The sequence below is a fragment of the Rhizobium sp. Root1204 genome (assembly GCF_001424965.1).
Taxonomy (GTDB): domain Bacteria; phylum Pseudomonadota; class Alphaproteobacteria; order Rhizobiales; family Rhizobiaceae; genus Pararhizobium.
In genome coordinates this window covers 95,806-115,883 of record NZ_LMCZ01000041.1, presented here as the reverse complement: position 1 = coordinate 115,883, position 20,078 = coordinate 95,806, and the positions used below count along the sequence as shown (strand labels likewise).

Here is a 20,078-nt window from a genome sequence, read left to right as displayed (position 1 = left end):
CGTGCCAAGGTGAGCCATGGCGAGACAAGATGCGCATTGTCAGGCAAGAGGAGAATTCGGGCATATGGCAGATCGCATTATCGTTTACTGGCGCGATATTCCAGCGCAGGTCATCATCAAGCAGGGACGCAAGTCCGCCAAGCGGGAATTAACCCTGCGCTTTACCGAAGCGATAGACATGTGCGCCATGCGCACCGGTGCAGCCGACAGCGGCGACTATCTGGCGGAATGGCGCAAGGCCGATCCGGTTCCGGTCTCCGACGATCTCGAACTTGAGGCCGACAAGGCAGCGGCCGAACTGGAAGCAGCCTATGACAAGGAGCGGCTGGTCGCCCTCGTCAAATCCGGCGGCAAAGACAATGGCTGATGCAAAACCCGGCAATGCCGCTCCAGCCAAGAAGGCCGCCACCGGCGCCTATACACCGTCAGGCGTTTCGCCCAATCGCCGTTCGCGCCGCAGTTACACGATCCGCCTGTGGGCCGTTCGCCATTCGCGGTTCTTCGAATGGTTCTACCACCGGTTCGCCGACGTCTTCCTGCTGCTTCACCCGTTGTGGAAGGCAATCGGTTATAGCCGCGTCGAAGCACCGATCACGTTCATCGAACGCAACGTCAAGGGTCTCCTGTTTGACTGTCGCATGTGCGGCCAGTGCGCTCTGTCATCGACCGGCATGTCCTGCCCGATGAACTGCCCCAAGCAGCTGCGCAACGGCCCTTGCGGCGGCGTTCGCGCCAATGGCAATTGTGAAGTGGAGCCGGATATGCCTTGCGTCTGGGTCAAGGCCTGGGAAGGCTCCCGCAACATGGTGAAGGGCGATGCGATCCTGAACGTGCAGAAACCCGTCAACCAATCCCTGCGCGAAACCTCGTCCTGGCTGCGCGTCACCGCGCAGGCCGCCGAAGCTCGCGAAGCCGCTGCCGCCGCAAAGGACGCCTGAGCATGGCCCATTTCGACGAAAACCCGCTCGGCCGCCACCTTCCGCTCGATCCCGTGCCCGGTCATTCCTCACGTGGTCGCCTGGAACGGGTGCTGCGCCGCGGCGAATTTGCCGTTACCGCCGAACTTAACCCACCCGACAGCGCCAATCCGGAAGATGTCTACGAACGCGCCGCGATCTTCGAAGGCTGGGTCGATGGCATCAACGCCGTCGATGCGTCCGGCGCCAATTGCCATATGTCGTCGGTCGGCATCTGCGCGCTTCTGACCCGCATGGGCTACGCGCCGATCATGCAGATCGCCTGCCGCGACAAGAACCGTATCGCCATTCAGGGCGACGTGCTTGGTGCCGCCGCCATGGGCGTTGCCAACATCATGTGCCTGACCGGCGACGGCGTTCAGGCGGGCGACCAACCCGGCGCCAAGCCGGTGTTCGACCTCGACTGCATGTCGCTGCTGGAAACGGTGCGCGTCATGCGCGACAATTCGAAATTCCTCTCCGGCCGCAAGCTGACGACGCCGCCGCAAGTTTTCCTCGGCGCGGCAATCAACCCGTTCGCGCCGCCCTATGATTTCCGCCCTTACCGGCTTGGCAAGAAGATTGAGGCCGGCGCTCAGTTCGTCCAGAGCCAGTACTGTTTCGACGTGCCGATGTTCCGCGACTACATGAGCAAGGTCCGCGATCTCGGGTTTGACGAAAAATGCTTCATTCTCGTCGGCGTCGGACCGCTCGCCTCGGCCAAAACAGCCAACTGGATCCGCAACAACGTGCCGGGCATTCATATCCCTGATGCGATCATCAAGCGGCTGGAAGGCGCGCAGGACCAGAAGAAGGAAGGCAAGCAGCTCTGCATCGACATCATCAACGAGGTGAAAGAGATCAAGGGCGTGTCGGGCGTTCACGTCATGGCCTATCGGCAGGAAGAATATGTCGCCGAGATCGTCCACGAATCCGGCGTCCTCAAGGGCCGCACACCGTGGACACGCGAAGCCAATCCCGGTGACAGCCGCGTTGCCGAACGGCTTGATGCGATCCGTGACGGCAAGCAGGAAAATCAGCAGGAAATGGCCGACGTCGCAGCGCACCGCCAGCATTGAACACCAGACAATTGTGGCCCAGCCGGCAGGCCATGCCTTTGACAAACATCCCGGCGCCGATCAGATAGCGCTCACCGACCTTAAGGATCAGACATGACCCGCACCATCGTTGCTTCCGCCACCCGCGAAATCATCATCGGCTTCGACCAGCCCTTCTGTGTCATCGGTGAACGCATCAATCCGACCGGCCGCAAGAAGCTTGCCGCCGAGATGGTTGTCGGCAATTTCGAAACCGTGATAAAGGACGCGCTGGAACAGGTGGCTGCAGGCGCCACGATGCTCGACGTCAATGCCGGCGTTACCTCGGTCAATCCGAACGAAACCGAGCCGGCCCTGCTCGTCCAGACGCTCGAAATCGTCCAGGGCCTTGTCGATGTGCCGCTGTCGATCGACAGCTCGGTCTCGGCAGCCATTGAAGCCGCATTGAAGGTTGCCAAAGGCCGGCCGCTGGTAAACTCCGTGACCGGCGAGGAAGAGAAACTCGAGGCGATCCTGCCGCTCTGCAAGAAGTATGACGTTCCGGTCGTCGCCATTTCCAACGACGAGACCGGGATTTCGATGGACCCGGACGTTCGTTTCGCAGTTGCGAAGAAAATTGTCGAACGCGCCATGGATTATGGTATCAAGCCGCACGACATCGTGGTCGATCCGCTGGTCATGCCGATTGGCGCTCTCGGCGACGCGGGCCGTCAGGTCTTCGCACTCCTTCACCGTCTGCGCAACGAATTGAAAGTCAACACCACCTGCGGTCTGTCGAACATCTCGTTCGGCCTGCCGCATCGCCACGGCATCAATGCCGGCTTCATCCCCATGGTTATCGGTGCGGGCATGACGTCGGCGATCATGAACCCCTGCCGTCCGCAGGAAATGGAAGCGGTTCGCGCGGCAAACGTCTTGAACGGGACCGATCAGAATTGCGGCTCCTGGATCATGACCTATCGCGATCACAATCCGGCAGGCGGCCATGCGGCCCCCGCCGCAGCAGCTCCAGGCGCCTCCAGTGGCCGCCGCGGTGGCCGTGCTGGACGCGCTGGCCCCCGGACAGAAGAACCGGCCGAAGCAAAGGCGGAATAACCGCCAGAAAAGAGACGTGATGTTTTTCAGTGCCGATCTGCTCGACGAGTTCGCCAGCCTCTGGTTCCAGGCTCCGATGGTCATATCCTCGCGCCTGCAGGACTTTGCCCTCTCGAGCGGATCCCCCAGCGGCGCGGCGGAAGTCAGCCGGATGATCACGGAAAAACTCTCGGCCGCCACCGAAAGCATCGTGGCCGTCAACGTCGCGATGGTGAAGGAAGGCATGATTGCTGCAGCTGCACTCGCGACCGGAACCTGCGCTGGCCTTGCCGGCGCTTCCGACCGTGTTGCAGTCGCAGCACTGAAACCATATGGCAGCCGTGTCCGCGCCAATGCGCGGCGGCTCAATGAATAGGCCGAAGCGAAAAGCCCAAACTGCATAGGAATAAACTGACCGTGTCCGCCCAGGAAAACAAAAGTGATCCCCTCGTCCTCTTCATGCCATCCGGCAAGCGTGGCCGTTTCCCCGTCGGCACGCCGGTACTGGATGCGGCCCGCTCGCTCGGTGTCTACGTGGAGAGCGTCTGCGGCGGCCGGGCAACCTGCGGCCGCTGTCAGGTCTCGGTGCAGGAAGGCAATTTTGCCAAGCACAAGATCATCTCCTCGCTCGACCACATCTCGGTCAAGGGACCGAAGGAAGAGCGCTACGAGAGTATTCGCGGCCTGCCTGAGGGGCGCCGCCTGTCCTGCTCGTCGCAAATCCTCGGCGACCTCGTCGTCGATGTGCCGCAAGATACCGTCATCAACGCGCAGGTGGTGCGCAAGGCCGCGACCGACCGCGTGATCGAGCGCAATGCCGCTGTCCAGCTCTGCTATGTCGAGGTCGACGAGCCCGACATGCACAAGCCGCTCGGCGACCTCGACCGGCTGAAGGTGATGCTGGAAAAGGACTGGGGCTGGAAGGATCTTTTGATCGCGCCGCATCTGATCCCGCAAATCCAGGGCATCCTGCGCAAGGGCAACTGGGGTGTCACCGCCGCCATCCACCGCGACATGGACAGTTCCCGCCCGTTCATCGTCGGATTGTGGCCGGGCCTCAAGAACGAAGCTTATGGTGTCGCCTGCGACATCGGCTCGACGACCATTGCCATGCATCTGGTTTCACTGCTGTCTGGACGCATCGTCGCCTCTTCCGGCACATCCAACCCGCAGATCCGCTTTGGCGAAGACCTGATGAGCCGCGTCTCCTATGTGATGATGAACCCGGACGGCCGGGAAGCCATGACCAAGGCTGTTCGCGAAGCCATCAATGTCCTGATCGGCAAAGTGTGTGCCGAGGGAGAGGTTGATCGCCACGACATTCTCGACATGGTCTTTGTCGCCAATCCGATCATGCACCACCTGTTCCTTGGCATAGACCCGACCGAACTGGGCCAGGCGCCATTCGCCCTGGCAGTCTCCGGCGCGCTGCAATACTGGGCGCATGACATCGACATTGACGTCAACCGTGGCGCCCGTGTCTACATGCTGCCGTGTATCGCTGGCCATGTCGGCGCCGACGCTGCCGGCGCAACACTGGCGGAAGGCCCCTACCGTCAGGACCGCATGATGCTTCTGGTCGATGTCGGCACCAACGCCGAAATCGTGCTCGGCAACAAGGACCGTGTCGTCGCCGCCTCCTCGCCGACCGGCCCTGCCTTTGAAGGTGCCGAAATTTCCTCAGGCCAACGCGCCGCTCCCGGCGCCATCGAGCGGGTGCGGATCGATCCGGAAACGCTGGAGCCGAAATTCCGCGTCATCGGCGTTGATAAATGGTCGGATGAAGAGGGCTTTGCGGAGGCGGCTACTGCTGTCGGCGTCACCGGCATTTGCGGCTCGGCAATCATCGAGGTAGTGGCGGAGATGTATCTCAGCGGCATCATTTCCGAAGACGGCGTCGTCGATGGTGGCATGGCGGCAAAGAGCCCGCGCATCCTGCAGAACGGCCGCACCTTCTCGTATCTGCTGCATGATGGCGACCAGCGCATCACGGTAACCCAAAATGACGTGCGTGCCATCCAGCTTGCCAAGGCGGCCCTTTATGCCGGCATCAAGCTTCTGATGGAAAAGCTCGAGATCGAGCATGTCGATACGATCCGCTTTGCCGGTGCGTTCGGCTCCTTCATCGATCCGAAATACGCCATGGTTCTCGGCCTCATTCCTGACTGTGATCTCTCCGAGGTCAAGGCCGTAGGCAACGCTGCCGGGACCGGCGCGCTGATGGCGCTGCTCAACCGCGACCACCGTCGCGAAATTGAGAAAACCATCAGCAAAATCGAGAAGATAGAGACGGCACTTGAATCAAAGTTTCAGGAGCACTTCGTCTATGCGATGGCGCTTCCCAACAAGGTCGACACCTTCCCGAAACTCTCGGCGGTGGTAAAACTGCCCGAGCGGAAAGTGCTGACCGACGATGGCGCAGATGGCGGCGGCCGGCGCAGGCGCCGCAGCCGCGAATAGCCACCCCGAATCTGCTCACCGCCGCTGGAACCAAATGACCACGGTGGCGTTTTTGCGTCACTGTGGATCAGACACAATCTCGCACCCGAAAAAACGATGACGCGGAGGCGGCAATGCCGCCGGAGCTCGTCTACCTGTCCAATCTGGATGGCGGCATTACCCGCAAGCCGGGCAAACGCGCCTTTCGCTATTATGATTCCCACGGCAGGCGGATCGACGACCGGAGTGAACTGGATCGGATCGCAGCACTTGCCATTCCGCCCGCCTATACCGATGTGCTGATCTCGACCGATCCGCATTCGCATCTGCAGGCGACCGGGCGGGATGCGCGCGGGCGAAAACAATATCGCTATCATCCGGAATGGTCGGCCGAACGCGGCAAGACCAAGTTCGCCCAATTGCCGGATTTTGCCGCGCGGCTACCAAAGATACGCGAGAAGGTCGATAACGATCTACGTCTGCGCAAGCCGGGCATGGACAAGGCGCTGGCGACAATCGTCTGGCTGCTCGACAATCTCTATATCCGCGTCGGCAATGCCACCTATGCCGAGGAGAACGGCTCCTATGGCCTGACGACGCTGCGCAATCGCCATGTGAAGATTGAAGGGGCCAGCGTCCACTTCAACTTCAAGGGTAAATCCGGCAAGGAATGGCGGCTCAGCCACAACGATCGCCGCATCACAAAATCGATCCGCATGTTGCAGGAACTGCCCGGTCAGCAATTGTTTCAGTATCTTGATGAGGATGGCGAACGGCATGCGATCCGCTCACAGGACGTCAATGCCTATATCCGCGACGCCTCCGGCGCCGACTTTTCTTCACGGCAATTCCGCACCTGGGGTGCTACCCGTATGGCAGCGACTGCTCTCTCAATGATCGAACCAGGCCCGAGCCAGAGGCAAATCAAGCGCCAGATCAATGACGTGGTGGATACGGTCGCGACCCGGCTCGTCAACACCCGCGCGGTCTGCCGCTCGTCCTATATCCATCCGAAAGTTTTCGAAGATTTTGAGAATGGCTCGCTGGCGGAACTTGCAAAAATGCGCGCAAGCCGCAGCGAAACGTTGACACGATGGATGGATGAAGATGAAATCCGCGTTCAGCGCTGGCTGAAGAAGGACGGCGCATAGGCACCGCCCTTGCCTATCGTTTATTGCAATCCGACGAACGCGGTGCGCACATGCTCGGCGACGGCCAGAACCGGTGGCGAAGCATTGTCGACCACCTGCAGACCGATATTGTAGTGACCAAGCTCCGGCAGGCCTTCGGCTTCGCCAAGCGCCACGAGATCACCCTGGACAAGGTAGCGCGGCAGTGGCGCAATCGCCAGATCCGCCTGGATGGCAGCGCGCTGTCCAGTCGTATGGGCGCTTAAAAATGCCACGCGAAACTTGCGGCCGGACTGTGTCAGCTTCTCCACGGCGTCGGCACGCCAGACGCAACCATCTTCCCACATCGAGATCGGCAGCGGGTCGCGTGCATGAGCCGTTCCGCATTTCGTCCCGGCCCAGACAAGCCTTTCAGAAACGAGGATTTCGCCGCCGCCGGTGTTCTCGCCGGCCATGCTGTTGAAGATGGCGATGTCCATCCGGTGTTCATCGACACGCTTGCGCATGACGGTGCTGGTCCCGATGGTGACGTCGACCGTGACGTTCGGATAGGATTCGGAAAACCGCTTTAACACTTCAGGCAGGATGCGCTCGCCGATATCTTCCGGTGCGCCGACACGGACAACGCCGTTCATGTCAGGCAAGAGGAAACGCGACACCGCCTCGTTGTTGAGCGCCAGCATGCGCCGCGCAAACCCGAGCAGCACCTCGCCTTTCGGCGTCAGCGATACCGAACGCGCATCCCGCAGGAAGAGAACGCAGCCCAGCATTTCCTCAAGTTTCTTAATCTGCATCGAGACCGCCGATGGGGTCCGGTAGACCGTTTCGGCGGCCGTCGTAAAGTTTCCGGTCTCGGCGATGGCGACGAACGTTTTCAGGATGTCCAGTTCGAGAAGCGGAAGGACATGCCGTAGCATCATATTCATGGGAGCCTCACGGATCAGATTTTCTGAATAAGAACATCACTTCATTTCGTTTGATTGAACCTCAAAGGAGGCCGATAGTCAAGTTGCAAACATCGAAGACACGACGAAAGGAGCTTCCCATGTCCCTGCATCACGACACAACACCGGTTGACACGACCTCCGTTCGGCTTTGCTCCGGTGGCTTCACATTCTCGATGCGCCAAATGTTTGCGCCGCTGGTGGAGCAGTTGAGCCATGGCCACCAAGCCCGCAAAATCGCGGAAACGCGCAAGGCAACGCGACGCGAAATCGCCCATCTGCCCGCCAGTCTACAACAGGATCTGGCTTTTTCCGATGGTACAGTCATTGCGTTGGAACAGCGCTAAGCGCCGGCAGTCCGATAACAAGCCTTGGAAACTCCGACGTGGGCCTCTAAACTCGTAGCCGGTGGCGCATAGCCACTGGCCGGAAACGAGGGAGGAGCCTTTATTCCGTGAAAGTTCGCTTGTTCGCTGCCTTATGCCTTGCGCCGTTTGTGCTGTTTGCCGTGATCTTTCAGGGCGGAGCATGGGCAACGCGCAGCTATATGGACGAGGCGTCGCTGCAGGCAAGCTCAGCTCTGCGCCTTGCAGTCTCGGCGCTGAGCGGCCACCTCAGCCGCTATGAACCCTTACCGGCCCTGATCGCCGATCATGACGATATCAAGGAACTGATCACACACCCGGATGACAAGACGTTGCGCGATGCGGCGAATGTCTACCTCAAGGAGATCAACGGCCTGCTGGAATCCTCCGATATCTACGTCATAACCCTCGACGGAGACACCATTGCGGCCAGCAACTACGATCTGAAAACAAGCTTTGTCGGCCAGAACTTCAGCTACCGCCCCTATTTCCAGGATGCTGCCAAGGGCAAACAATCCCGCTTTTACGCGCTGGGCACCACTTCGTTTGTGCGCGGCTACTTTTTCGCCTCGCCAATCCTCGTGACCGGCAGCATTAGAGGCGTGATCGTCTTCAAGGTCGATATCAGCTCCATCGAGGCTTCGTGGCGCGGCGGCGAGTACAAGATTTTCGTCTCCGACCCCGAGGGTATCGTTTTCATGACCGGCAGCCCGGAATGGCTCTATTCCAGCACCTTGCCGCTGAACAGCGAGCGTCTGAAACGGACCGGGGCATCGCGGCGCTACGCCGAGGCGGACATCACGCCATTACCGATCACCCGCTCGACACTCGACGGCCACGAACTGATGACCATGACCACCGCGCAACACCGGGAATATCTGGTCCTGTCGCAATATATGCCGGAGGCGGACTGGACCGTGAACGTGCTGATGGACACCGCATCCGTTCGCACCCAGGCACGAACCACCATCATTGCGGTCGTGCTCTTCCTTGGCCTCGCCGGACTTGGGCTGGCCATCATCATGCAACGCCGTGCTCGCCTTGCCGAGCGCATGCGCATGCAGGCCGAGGCGCGCAACGAATTGGAACACCGGGTCGAGGAGCGCACGGCCGATCTGGCCCTCGTCAATCAGCGCATCGAGGAAGAAATCGCCGAGCGGCGGCTGACCGAACTGGAGTTGCGAAAGACGCAGGCGGACCTGATCCAGGCAGGTAAGCTCGCAGGTCTCGGCCAGATGTCGGCCGCCCTCTCCCATGAACTCAACCAGCCGCTGGCCGCTGCCAAGACCTATGCCGATAGCGCGGCGATGCTGATTGATCTGGAACGCGTACCCGAGGCCCGCGACAATATCAGGCGTATTTCCGGACTGATCGACCGCATGGCCTCGATCAGCCGCCACCTGCGCAACTTTGCCCGCAAACCGAACGAAAAGCTCGGATCCGTGGCGCTCGGTGCCGTCATCGCCGATACGCTGGAGATCGTCTCCGCCCGCCTGAAGACCGCCGATGCCGATCTGCAAGTCGAACTTGGCGAAGACACCGTCATGGTCCATGCCGGCTTCGTCCGGCTGCAACAGGTCCTCGTCAACATCATCACCAATGCAGCGGATGCGGTCGAAGGTCTAGACGACCGGCGCATCCATGTCCTGGCGGAACGTCAGGACGGGAAGATTATCCTGACGATCAGGGATCACGGACCGGGTGTACCGGGTGCGATCGTGGAGCGCATCTTCGACCCGTTTTATTCCACCAAAGGCGTCGGCAAGGGGCTGGGTCTCGGTCTCTCGATCTCCTACAATATCGTCAAGGACTTCGGCGGCAGTCTCTCCGTCACCAATCATCCGGAGGGAGGCGCCATGTTTCGCATAGAGCTTGAGGCCGCAACCGCCGCCCGGGAGGCCGCCGAGTGAGTGATGCACGCGTTCTGCTGGTTGACGACGAAGAAGATATGCGCCGCTCCACCGCGCAGGCGCTCGGCCTGTTCGGACTGGAGGTCGATACGCTTTCCAGCGCCGAGGATGTGCTGGAACTGATCGGCTACAGCTTTTCCGGCGTCGTCATCAGCGATATCCGCATGCCCGGCATGGACGGCATGACGCTGTTACAGCGCATCCGCGAGGTCGACGCAGAAATCCCGGTCATCCTGGTGACCGGCCACGGCGACGTACAGCTCGCCGTCAAGGCGATGCGCGCAGGTGTCTACGATTTCCTGGAAAAGCCATTTACGGCCCAGCATCTGGCAGCAATTGCCCGCCGCGCGCTCGACCGGCGCAGCCTCGTCCTCGAAAACCGCCGCCTTCGAGCCGTCGCCGGCAAAAGGGACGATATCGAGGCACGGCTGCCCGGCCGCACACAGGCGATGGTCGACCTGCGTTACCGGCTGCGCGCCATCGGCGCTACTGACGCAGATACGCTGATCATCGGCGAAACCGGCGCCGGCAAGGAAGTTGTTGCCCGGGCGCTTCACGATATCAGCGCCCGCGCCGACCGCCCGTTGATCGCCATCAACTGCGCGGCCCTGCCGGAAAACCTGATTGAAAGCGAGTTGTTCGGCCATGAAGCCGGGGCCTTTCCGGGGGCGATCAGGCCACGCTACGGCAAATTCGAACATGCGCGCGGCGGCACCATCCTGCTTGACGAGATCGGCTCCCTGCCCTTCGACCTGCAGGCCAAGTTTCTCAGGGTGCTGCAGGAACGGGTGATTACCCGCCTCGGCTCCAACGAGATCGTACCGCTCGACGTGCGCTTCGTCGCCACTAGCAAGGTCAATCTCGAGGCGGAAGTGGCAGCCGGGCGTTTTCGCGCCGATCTCCTATACCGGCTGAATGTCGCGACACTGCACGTTCCCTCGCTGGCGCAGCGCAAGGCCGATATCCCGCTCCTGTTCCTGCAGCTGGTCAGAGAGGCCGCCGCCCGCTATGTGCGCAGCGATATCGATGTGCCGCCGAGCCTGATCACCGAGATTGCCGAACGCACGTGGCCGGGCAATGTCCGCGAACTGCGCAACGCGGCCGACCGGCTGGTCCTCGGGCTCGACCTGAGGCCGGATGAAGGACAGGTACAGCCCGAAAAACAACGCCTCGCCGACAAGGTCGCCGATTATGAACGCGGCATCATCGCCAGCGCGCTTGCCGCCCATGGCGGCGCGTTGCGGCCCGTTTATGAGCTTCTGGGCATATCGCGAAAGACGCTTTACGAGAAAATGCAGAAATACGGTTTGGATAAAAAGCTGTCCATCGAGGACGACGACTACGCCCTTTGACGGCGCAATGGGTGGAAATCCACCCATACTTTCCGGCGTATGTCCCCAAACTTACCCATGCTGCGCCGCACTGTTTGCAAAAACCGGCTGAAGCCGGCGTGGAACAGTTGCCGCATGAGGGCTCACCTTCACAAATAAAGCATCCAGAATCGGCGCGGGAGGAGCTGCGCCGGCTGGCAACATATTTCATCCGGGAGGACTTCGATGAAAACCCTGACAGCCATCTTTGGCATGACGGCCCTTGCTGCCGTTTCCCTCATTTCCATCTCCGCACACGCACAGTCCTATCCGGACCGCACGATCACCATGGTCGTTCCCTTCTCGGCCGGTGGACCAACCGATACGGTTGCGCGCCTCGTTGCCGAATCCATGTCGAAGGATCTCGGCCAGCAGATCGTCGTTGAAAACGTCGGCGGCGCCGGCGGTTCGCTGGGTGCTGGCCGCGTCGCACAGGCCGATCCGGATGGTTACACGGTTCTGCTGCACCATATCGGCATGGCCACCAGCGCCACGCTCTACCGCAAGCTTGCTTATGACACGCTGAACGCCTTCGAATATGTTGGTCTCGTCACCGACGTGCCGATGACCATTGTCGCCCGCAAGGATTTCGAGCCGAAGGACCTCAAGGGCCTGATCGACTACGTCAAAGCCAACAAAGACACGGTCACCGTTGCCAATGCCGGCATCGGCGCTGCCTCGCATCTCTGCGGCATGATGTTCATGAGCGCCATCGAAACGCCGCTCGTCACCGTCCCCTACAAGGGAACCGGCCCGGCGATGACCGACTTGCTCGGCGGCCAGGTCGATATCATGTGCGACCAAACCACCAACACCACAAAGCAGATCGTCGGCGGCACCATCAAGGCCTATGCCGTCACCTCGCCTGCGCGTCTGCCGGTCCTGCCGGACGTCCCGACAGCTGTCGAAGGCGGTCTTGCTGACTTCCAGGTCGGCATCTGGCACGGCGTCTACGCGCCGAAGGGCACACCGGCAGAAGCCACCGAACGCCTTTCAAAGGCGCTTCAAGTCGCCCTCAAGGACCCGAACGTCGTCGCACGCTTCGCCGAACTCGGCACGGTTCCATCTTCGGAAGCCGAAGCGACACCGGCCGCCCTGAAGACCAAACTCGAGACCGAAATCGCCCGCTGGAAGCCGGTGATCGAAGCCGCCGGCCAATACGCCGACTGATCACGCCCACGATAGTCCTATGCCCTCCCGCCTCCCTCTTTCTTGAAAGGGGGAGGCATCCGCCCAATGTCATTTTGACGGCCACGCGATACGCTGGTGGGGACTGGAGGCCGGGCTGAAACACAGGAGGCATCATGAAATCCTTATCCTTCGACACCACCAATGCGCTCTGCGGTGCGCTCTTCATCGGACTTGGCGGCTTTTTCATCTATCAAAGCCTCGGGCTTGAACTCGGTACGGCGTTCAAGATGGGCCCCGGTTATTTCCCATTGTTTCTTGCAGCCATCCTGACGCTTCTCGGCATCGTCATCATTGTTCAATCAACCCGTGTGGAGGGCGAGCCGCTCGGGCCGATTGCCTGGCGCGGCATGCTGTTCATCCTGCCGGCGCCGATCTTTTTCGGATTGACTGTGCGCGGCCTCGGCTTCGTGCCGTCGCTGTTCTTCACCGCACTGATCGCCTGCTTTGCTTCGCAGCGCATGAAACCGCTGACGGCGCTTGCGCTGTCGGCAGCGTTGACGCTCTTTTCGGTCGCTGTGTTCAGCTATGCGCTCGGCCTGCCCTTCCAGCGCTTCGGCCCCTGGGTCAGATTGTAGGACATCACGATGGAACTTTTCAGCAATCTCGCCCTCGGCTTCACCACCGCCGGCTCACCCGAAAACCTCCTCTTCTGCCTGATCGGCGTGCTGCTCGGTACTTTGATCGGCGTTCTGCCCGGCATCGGCGCCACTGCTACCATCGCCATGCTTCTGCCGATCACCTTCCAGCTGGAGCCTGTCTCCTCGCTGATCATGCTCGCCGGCATCTACTACGGAGCGCAGTACGGTGGCTCGACCACCGCCATCCTGATCAACATGCCCGGCGAATCCTCATCCGCTGTCACCGCTATCGATGGCTACCAGATGGCGCGTAAAGGCCGGGCCGGTGCCGCTCTCTCGATCGCAGCGCTCGGATCGTTCTTCGCCGGAACGGTCTCGACCTTCCTGGTGGCGATCTTCGCCCTGCCATTGACGGCAATTGCCCTTCAGTTCGGCGCGGCGGAATATTTCTCGCTGATGATCGTCGGCCTCGTTTCTTCGATTGCGCTGGCGCACGGCTCGATCGTCAAGGCGCTGGCGATGGTTGCGCTCGGGCTGTTGCTCGGGCTGGTCGGGACGGACATCTACACCGGCACGCCACGCTTCACGCTTGGCATCCGTGAATATGCCGATGGGCTGAACTTCGTTGCCGTCGCCGTCGGCGTCTTCGGCGTTGCCGAGATCCTGCGCAATCTTGAGGGTGAGAAAACCCGCACCGTGCTGATGGCCAAGGTCAGCGGCCTTTTGCCGACCCGGGACGATTTCAAGCGGATGTTTGCGCCGGTCGTGCGCGGTACGGTCATCGGTTCGGCGCTCGGCATCCTGCCCGGCGGTGGCGCCATTCTTGCTGCCTTCGCCTCCTACACGGTCGAAAAACGCATATCGAAGACACCGGAGGAGTTCGGCCACGGCGCGATCGCTGGTGTCGCCGGCCCGGAATCGGCCAACAATGCCGGCGCCCAGACATCGTTCATCCCGCTTCTGACGCTTGGCATTCCGGCAAACCCGGTAATGGCGCTGATGGTTGGCGCGATGATCATCCAGGGCATCGTCCCCGGCCCGAACGTCGCGGTCGAGCAACCCGCCTTGTTCTGGGGCATCATCGCCTCGATGTGGATCGGCAACCTGATGCTGGTCGTGCTGAACCTGCCGCTCATCGGCCTGTGGGTAAAGCTGCTGACGATCCCCTACTACGTGCTTTTCCCGATCATCATGGCTTTCTGCTCGATCGGGGTCTACAGCGTCAACTCCAACGTCTACGACCTTTATGCCGTCGCGTTCTTCGGTCTGGCCGGCTATGCGCTGGTCAAGCTGCGCTGCGAACCGGCACCTCTGTTGCTCGGCTTCGTTCTTGGACCGCTGCTGGAGGAAAACCTGCGCCGCGCCATGATCCTGTCGCGCGGCGACGCAACGACCTTCGTTACACGGCCGATCAGCGCCATCCTGCTGTTGATCGCCCTTGCCGTGCTGGTCGTCGTCTTCCTGCCCGCCGTCAAGGCCAAGCGTGAGGCGGTGTTCCAGGAAGAGGATTGATCCAGCTACGCAGCACGGCGTGCTGACGTGCTGCAACCATCGCCGGCAGGCAGCAACTGCCGGCGATCCTGCGGCAAAACTGCTGCAAACGAACAAAGGCCAGTCTCGCGACCAGCCCTTCAAAAGTCCCGATGGTATCAGCCATCGGCTATTGGTGTTTAATGGCCACCTGATTGTTGTCGGTATTGAGCAGCTTCAGGCTGCGTCAACGCCAGTCTTTCCGTCTTCGTTCTTCCTGATGCCAGCGCCAGTCGAAGCTTCGATCATCGCCATATTGATGATGTAGCTCAACAGGGTGTTGGACTGGTTATCCGCCATCAATTTAGCAGCATTGAGAAGATCAACGATATGAGACTGTGGTTTCATTATACGGCTCCAGCCTTGTCACAATTGACACTTTAACGTTGTCTATTTTAGTGCTTATTTTCAACTACGGATAATCATCAATGAAAAATACCAGTTGAAGCAACAAAACGCCCGTAGAATCTCACAGCAAAAGCACATGGTTTGACAGTGTAAAAAACATGAGCATGATTCTCTTCTATTCGATTCAGAGACCCACAAATGACATCCGGTCCAATTTTCAGCGATACACAGTTAAAACTCTGGCTGCGGCGCGTTAAGACCGAAATGTCGAAGGGAACACCGCCGGAGGCGGCTCTCGATCTGGTCAAGACGGCCATGGCTGCACAGACTGCCGGTCAAAGTAGGTTATTACCGGCTGACGATCCCCCGCAAAAAACGATGAAAAATCCTAGAAAAATCACCGCAAGCGGGCGTTTCTTCCAGGATTCTCAACCAGGCCGCACGGGCATTCCAGCAATCTCCATACATCATGATATTTGATGTAAGAGATCAATTATATTCGATTGAATGATGAGTGGCTATCCGGCATTACTCTCTCATGGTCGCGACCTTTTGATACCTCCCAGTCAAAAGGAACCAGAACAATGGCATTCTTCAGTTTAGAACACAGCGCAAAGGCAAGACATTCGTCCTTCGCCTCGCCTCTCTTCAGCCTGCGTGCGCGCGCCGTCGCCTCGTGGAAGCGTTATCGCACCGAGCGGGCCCTGGCAGGCCTCTCTTACGATACGCTGAAGGACATCGGCTTCCCCTCCGCCGACAGGACCAATGGTACTGCATCGAAGACATGATGCCGGCAAAAACAGCCTGTGGCGGTCAGCCAGGTCGAACAACCGTCAATCCTATGTAGCAAGGGGCATTTCGGCCAGAACGGCGGAATGCCCTTTTTGCCTGTTGCGAACAACGCAAATCGCATGGCCTATTTCCGACACCTCTCACAGCCGCCGATGCGGGTCGCAAACGGTCTACTCCACATCCGCAAATGCGCCAAACACCAGAGGTACAACTCCGAGAGGCAAGACCAGAATGCGACATTTCCGTCATGGATAACGAAGCTTTTGGTAGTTTTCTGACCATTTCGCCGCTTTCTGCGGCACATGACGTGAAAGACGCGGTATTTATTTCTTCCCAGTCGCTGGCGTCCATGCCAATGTCGCATTCAGGAAAGCTCGCTCAGGCTTTTCCACGTGACAAATGCGACATCTGCGGCGCATGGGACCTTCGATGAACAAGCCACTGACCAAAAAGCGATCTCTCGTCTTCTTTCTCGTGCCCAACTTCTCGATGCTGCCATTTTCTGCGGCGATCGAGACGCTACGCATCGCCAACCGTATGCTCGGCTACGAGGCTTATACGTGGCGCCTTTCCTCGACGGACGGCACCCAGGTGCTGTCATCGAGCGGCATTGGCCTGGAGGTCAATACCTCGCTTGCCGACGAACGGAAATTTCTCGGCGGTGAAAACCGCCCATCAATGGTACTGGTCTGTTCCGGCATCTATGTCGAGGACTTCAACAACAAGTCCGTCAATGCCTGGCTACGCGAAGTCTACAATCGCGGCGTCTCGGTCGGAAGCCTCTGTACGGGCGCTCATGTGCTGGCCTCGGCGGGCCTCTTGACGGGCAAGCGCTGCGCCATTCACTGGGAAAACCTGCCCGGCTTTGCAGAAACTTTCCCGCAGGTCGATGTGTATGCCGATCTTTATGAAATCGACAGCAACATCTACACCTGCGCCGGTGGTACCGCCTCGCTGGACATGATGCTGAACCTGATCGACCAGGATTTCGGCGAGAACCTCGTCAACCGCGTCTGCGAACAGGCTCTGACGGACCGCGTGCGCGGACCGCATGACCGCCAGCGGCTTCCGCTTCGCGCCCGCCTCGGCGTCCAGAACGCCAAGGTCCTGTCGATCATCGAACTGATGGAGGGCAACCTCTCTGAACCGTTGTCGCTTCTGGAGATCGCCGACGGCGCGGGCCTGTCGCGCCGTCAGATCGAGCGCCTGTTCCGCCAGGAAATGGGCCGTTCCCCTGCCCGCTACTATCTGGAGATCCGCCTCGATCGCGCCCGCCACCTGCTGGTGCAATCTGCCATGCCGGTGGTCGAAGTGGCGGTCGCCTGCGGCTTCGTTTCGGCCTCGCACTTTTCCAAGTGTTATCGCGAACTCTACAACCGCTCGCCGCAGCAAGAGCGCGCCGAGCGCAAGCTGACCCTACAGGCCGCGCGGTAGCCAATCGCAATTTCAGGACAGGGAACGGTGCCGGTATCTTGCCGGTGCCGTTTCAGCTTATGACGCCATGGATTTGAGCAGGGTCAGCTCGGAGACAATCCGGTTCCGTCCATCATATTTCGCCATGTAAAGAAACTGGTCGGCGGCGTTCAGGTAGTTGTCGAAGGTTTCAAGCCCTTCGATCGTCGCAAGGCCAATCGACACGGTAACGGACAGTTCCTCGTCGTCGGCAATCACCTTTGCCTGCGCCAGATCGAGCCGCAACATCTCGCAGAAATCGCTGGCAGCCGCGACATCAAGCCCGTTGAACAGAACTCCGAACTCCTCGCCGCCAAGACGGGCCAGCAGATGATCCTCTCCGACTAGGCCACGCAGCCGTTTGGCGACAGCCTTCAGCACCAGGTCACCAACTTCGTGGCCATAGGTATCGTTCAGGCGCTTGAAATGATCGATGTCAAGAACTGCAATCGAGGTCGTCTCGCCGCGGCGCAAACACTGCTCGACCAGCCGCGGCCCATGCTGGAAAAAATAGCGCCTGTTGTAGATATCGGTGAGATAGTCGCGCGCAGCGATGCCATGCAGAGCCTGGATACGCTTTTGAATGCTGGCAACCTGAAATACCCGGCTATTGAACTCATCGGTCAGGAACGGCTTCTGGATGAATTCGGTACCGCCTCGTTGAAGGAACCGTGCCGCATGCTGACGGTCATCCGCGCCAGCAAGTGCTATAACGCTGAGCGTATCCTCGCCATATCGCTGACGGACTTCGCCAAGCAGCGTATAGGCGGACATGTCCGACAGAGAAAAATCGGTGACGACCAGATCGAAACAATCGCTGGTATCAAGCAGATGCAACGCTTCGGTTCCGCCGCTCGCCGGCGTCACGCAAAACTGCTGTTGCCGCAGCTGCCCCAAAAGCTCCGCACGCGACGCGGGATCGGAATCGACCAGCAGCACGTTCGTTTTGACATTGGTCAGAGCCCGATCGACGACTGCGATCACATGGCTGATCGAATCCGGCTGGCTCTTGATGACGCAGTCGACAACCCTGCGGCAGAGGATATCCTCGCGCGTGCTGCTGTTGAACGACCCGGTAAAAACGATCGCGGCGATGTTCTGGGAAATTACATATTCGAGCGCTTCGCAGTTGGGCGCATCCGGCAGATTAAGATCTAGAACGGCGACCGAATAGTCACAGTCGCCCGCTTCAACAGCTTGGCGAAGCGCTTCCAGGGAGGCGCAATGCGTGACCTCGACGCCGTGCGCGGCTTCCAGGCCGTGTTTGAGAACCGTCGCGAACATACGAGAATCCTCGACCAGAAGCATTCGTTTACCCGAATGCTTCTGGATATGGTTCCCCCGCGCCGGCGCCTTGCGAAAGCTCACGTTTCGTCAATCCCATAGTGAGCCGCAGGCGTTCCTGTCACCAAACGCTGGCTCTCATAATATTATCGTTATGCGGATAGTCGCCCTGTTCGAAGCAGAGCGAGACCCCTTGTCCCTCCACTCCATTCAACTGGCATGCACTTGCGATTTGGTTAAATCATCAGGTCGAATGATTACGTTTTGCTGCCGGAAACACAAAAATGTCACATTTCCGGCAGTCTAAAATTCTAATTTAGCAATAAGATAGTATGCTCAGGCTTTCTTTGCGATCTTTGCACCCAAAGTCTGGATTTTGGTCAGCGTATCAAGGTTCTGGTTCACGCGGCAGTAAAACTCTTCATTGACGAACGGACGCAGCATGAAATCGTTACCGCCCGCCTTCAGGAAGCGTGCAGACAAGAGCCGGTTTACGGAAGAAGACACGCCGATAATGCGCAGCTGGTGCGGACCATAGGCGCCACGAATGCGGCGGGTCAGTTCGAATCCGTCAATATCGGGCATGTTGTAATCGGTGATCACCAGGCCAATATCCGGGTGCTTTTTCAGCAATTCAAGCGCTGCAGCTCCGCTCTCAGCCGAACTGGTGCGGAAATTGTAGCGCTTCAACTGTGTCGTCAAGAGCGCGCGTGCCGTCGGGCTGTCGTCAACAATCAACACATGGTGCTTGTGATTGGTCAGGAAGCGGCAGACGGATTCCGCCAGCATATCAACCGCGAAAACACTGTCCTTGATGACATAATCGACGATATCCTTGGCAAGGATGGTCTCGCGGGTGCTTTCCTGGAAAGTACCGGTAAAGACGATCGTCGGCACACTCATATCGATCAGATAGGACAGCGCCTCGCCGTTCTCGGCACCCGGCAGATTGATGTTGGAAATGGCGAGCGTCGCCGGAAAGGAGGCATTCTCGATCGAAAACTGCAGGTCGTCATAGTCGCGGCAGACGATCACATCGATGTCGAGAAGTTCCTTCAGTCTCTTGGAGACCATGGCGGAGAAGAGGTTGGAATCCTCGGCGAGCACGATGCGGTGCTGCTGCAAGGATTCACCCGAATAGTACATTCCGGACACGCCAAAAAATGACATTGATTGCCTATCTGAAAAGATTGTCCCCGAGGCCAAGCTACGCAGAAAGGTTTTCTCAGTCGTTAATCGGCGCTGAATTAGCAGACTGCATTCCTGCAAAACAAGACGGGCAAAACCGCACCTCTACGCACCCAAACAGGCGTGCGCACCAACAGCCGAACCAATCAGGAGCGATGTTATTTGACGACGGCGGAGCCGTTTTGGATCTCGATGTTTTCATCGCCCTGCAGGCCGATGCGGTCGCCGCTCGGCGTCGTGATAAAACAGCCGCTCGGGCAGATCGATTCCGTGCCGCCCGCGCTGATGGCGACTTCCATTCGGCTTTCGCCCTCGACGACGACAAGCACCGCAGCCTCGGCATCCTTGTTGGTCACGGTGGCTGACCATGCCGGAAGCGTCATCATGACAGTCAGAACCCATGCACTTACGAATGTTTTCATTGCCAATCAGCGCCTTGGCGCCGCCCCTTTTTTGGGCACCCTGCAAT

The 20,078-nt window shown here is 59.4% G+C and carries 22 protein-coding genes; 17 read left to right on the top strand and 5 right to left on the bottom strand.

What is annotated here, in order from left to right:
- The first annotated feature begins 64 nt into the window (after positions 1-64).
- The 7 genes from ASC96_RS27200 to ASC96_RS27170 all read left to right on the top strand — a co-directional run bounded on the left by ASC96_RS27200 (position 65) and on the right by ASC96_RS27170 (position 6,678).
- On the top strand, positions 65-367 hold the full coding sequence (locus ASC96_RS27200) for a virulence factor (protein WP_060506198.1): 303 nt from the start codon (positions 65-67) through the stop codon (positions 365-367).
- The gene (locus tag ASC96_RS27195; protein WP_060506197.1) at positions 360-938 is read left to right on the top strand and encodes a methylenetetrahydrofolate reductase C-terminal domain-containing protein; all 579 of its coding nucleotides are present in this window, start codon (positions 360-362) and stop codon (positions 936-938) included. Before ASC96_RS27200 ends, ASC96_RS27195 begins: the two co-directional genes overlap by 8 nt.
- A 2-nt stretch (positions 939-940) precedes the next feature.
- Complete coding sequence (locus tag ASC96_RS27190) at positions 941-2,035, top strand: methylenetetrahydrofolate reductase (RefSeq protein ID WP_060506196.1); 1,095 nt, start codon at positions 941-943, stop codon at positions 2,033-2,035.
- A 93-nt stretch (positions 2,036-2,128) separates the two neighbouring features.
- Complete coding sequence (locus ASC96_RS27185) at positions 2,129-3,109, top strand: methyltetrahydrofolate cobalamin methyltransferase (RefSeq protein WP_060506195.1); 981 nt, start codon at positions 2,129-2,131, stop codon at positions 3,107-3,109.
- Positions 3,110-3,128: 19 nt separating this feature from the next.
- Positions 3,129-3,464, top strand: a complete 336-nt coding sequence (locus ASC96_RS27180; RefSeq protein WP_060506194.1) for a hypothetical protein — start codon at positions 3,129-3,131, stop codon at positions 3,462-3,464.
- 83 nt (positions 3,465-3,547) lie between these two features.
- Positions 3,548-5,548 carry an ASKHA domain-containing protein gene (locus ASC96_RS27175; protein ID WP_060506193.1) on the top strand — a complete coding sequence of 667 codons (2,001 nt, stop codon included), beginning with the start codon at positions 3,548-3,550 and terminating at the stop codon, positions 5,546-5,548.
- A 113-nt stretch (positions 5,549-5,661) separates the two neighbouring features.
- Entirely contained in the window at positions 5,662-6,678 is a 1,017-nt protein-coding gene (locus tag ASC96_RS27170; RefSeq protein WP_060506192.1) for a DNA topoisomerase IB, read from the top strand.
- 20 nt (positions 6,679-6,698) lie between these two features.
- Here the strand turns inward: ASC96_RS27170 and ASC96_RS27165 are convergent, their stop codons facing one another.
- Positions 6,699-7,583 carry a LysR substrate-binding domain-containing protein gene (locus ASC96_RS27165; RefSeq protein WP_060506191.1) on the bottom strand — a complete coding sequence of 295 codons (885 nt, stop codon included), beginning with the start codon at positions 7,581-7,583 and terminating at the stop codon, positions 6,699-6,701.
- Between the two features lie 119 nt (positions 7,584-7,702).
- On the opposite strand from ASC96_RS27165, the gene ASC96_RS27160 reads away from it, so the two are divergent.
- From ASC96_RS27160 to ASC96_RS27135, 6 genes are all read left to right on the top strand, one after another.
- Positions 7,703-7,948 (top strand): hypothetical protein, encoded by a 246-nt coding sequence (locus ASC96_RS27160; protein ID WP_060506190.1) that lies wholly within the window; start codon positions 7,703-7,705, stop codon positions 7,946-7,948.
- A 107-nt stretch (positions 7,949-8,055) separates the two neighbouring features.
- Positions 8,056-9,876, top strand: a complete 1,821-nt coding sequence (locus ASC96_RS27155) for a sensor histidine kinase (protein WP_060506189.1) — start codon at positions 8,056-8,058, stop codon at positions 9,874-9,876.
- Positions 9,873-11,228, top strand: a complete 1,356-nt coding sequence (locus ASC96_RS27150; protein ID WP_060506188.1) for a sigma-54 dependent transcriptional regulator — start codon at positions 9,873-9,875, stop codon at positions 11,226-11,228. The genes ASC96_RS27155 and ASC96_RS27150 overlap by 4 nt, the downstream gene beginning before the upstream one ends.
- Positions 11,229-11,432: 204 nt before the next feature.
- Complete coding sequence (locus ASC96_RS27145) at positions 11,433-12,416, top strand: tripartite tricarboxylate transporter substrate-binding protein (RefSeq protein ID WP_060506187.1); 984 nt, start codon at positions 11,433-11,435, stop codon at positions 12,414-12,416.
- 134 nt (positions 12,417-12,550) lie between these two features.
- Positions 12,551-13,012 carry a tripartite tricarboxylate transporter TctB family protein gene (locus tag ASC96_RS27140; protein ID WP_060506186.1) on the top strand — a complete coding sequence of 154 codons (462 nt, stop codon included), beginning with the start codon at positions 12,551-12,553 and terminating at the stop codon, positions 13,010-13,012.
- A gap of 9 nt (positions 13,013-13,021) precedes the next feature.
- Positions 13,022-14,527 (top strand): tripartite tricarboxylate transporter permease, encoded by a 1,506-nt coding sequence (locus ASC96_RS27135; RefSeq protein ID WP_060506185.1) that lies wholly within the window; start codon positions 13,022-13,024, stop codon positions 14,525-14,527.
- A gap of 195 nt (positions 14,528-14,722) precedes the next feature.
- Here the strand turns inward: ASC96_RS27135 and ASC96_RS33060 are convergent, their stop codons facing one another.
- Positions 14,723-14,893 carry a hypothetical protein gene (locus ASC96_RS33060; protein WP_156393897.1) on the bottom strand — a complete coding sequence of 57 codons (171 nt, stop codon included), beginning with the start codon at positions 14,891-14,893 and terminating at the stop codon, positions 14,723-14,725.
- A gap of 198 nt (positions 14,894-15,091) precedes the next feature.
- Between ASC96_RS33060 and ASC96_RS33055 the strand changes: the two genes are divergently transcribed.
- The 4 genes from ASC96_RS33055 to ASC96_RS34475 all read left to right on the top strand — a co-directional run bounded on the left by ASC96_RS33055 (position 15,092) and on the right by ASC96_RS34475 (position 17,119).
- Positions 15,092-15,373, top strand: coding sequence for a hypothetical protein (locus tag ASC96_RS33055; RefSeq protein ID WP_156393896.1), 282 nt, complete (start codon positions 15,092-15,094; stop codon positions 15,371-15,373).
- Positions 15,374-15,477: 104 nt separating this feature from the next.
- Positions 15,478-15,681, top strand: coding sequence for a DUF1127 domain-containing protein (locus ASC96_RS27125; protein ID WP_060506183.1), 204 nt, complete (start codon positions 15,478-15,480; stop codon positions 15,679-15,681).
- Between the two features lie 251 nt (positions 15,682-15,932).
- A complete protein-coding gene (locus ASC96_RS33050) occupies positions 15,933-16,118 on the top strand; it encodes a hypothetical protein (RefSeq protein ID WP_156393895.1) in 186 nt (61 codons plus the stop codon).
- Entirely contained in the window at positions 16,115-17,119 is a 1,005-nt protein-coding gene (locus ASC96_RS34475; RefSeq protein WP_060506316.1) for a GlxA family transcriptional regulator, read from the top strand. The genes ASC96_RS33050 and ASC96_RS34475 overlap by 4 nt, the downstream gene beginning before the upstream one ends.
- A 57-nt stretch (positions 17,120-17,176) precedes the next feature.
- Here ASC96_RS34475 and ASC96_RS27110 read toward each other — a convergent pair whose 3' ends face one another.
- From ASC96_RS27110 to ASC96_RS27100, 3 genes are all read right to left on the bottom strand, one after another.
- Entirely contained in the window at positions 17,177-18,421 is a 1,245-nt protein-coding gene (locus ASC96_RS27110) for a diguanylate cyclase (protein WP_162246397.1), read from the bottom strand.
- A gap of 336 nt (positions 18,422-18,757) precedes the next feature.
- Positions 18,758-19,591, bottom strand: coding sequence for a response regulator (locus tag ASC96_RS27105; RefSeq protein ID WP_060506180.1), 834 nt, complete (start codon positions 19,589-19,591; stop codon positions 18,758-18,760).
- A gap of 176 nt (positions 19,592-19,767) precedes the next feature.
- Entirely contained in the window at positions 19,768-20,031 is a 264-nt protein-coding gene (locus tag ASC96_RS27100; protein WP_060506179.1) for a hypothetical protein, read from the bottom strand.
- Positions 20,032-20,078 lie beyond the last annotated feature (47 nt).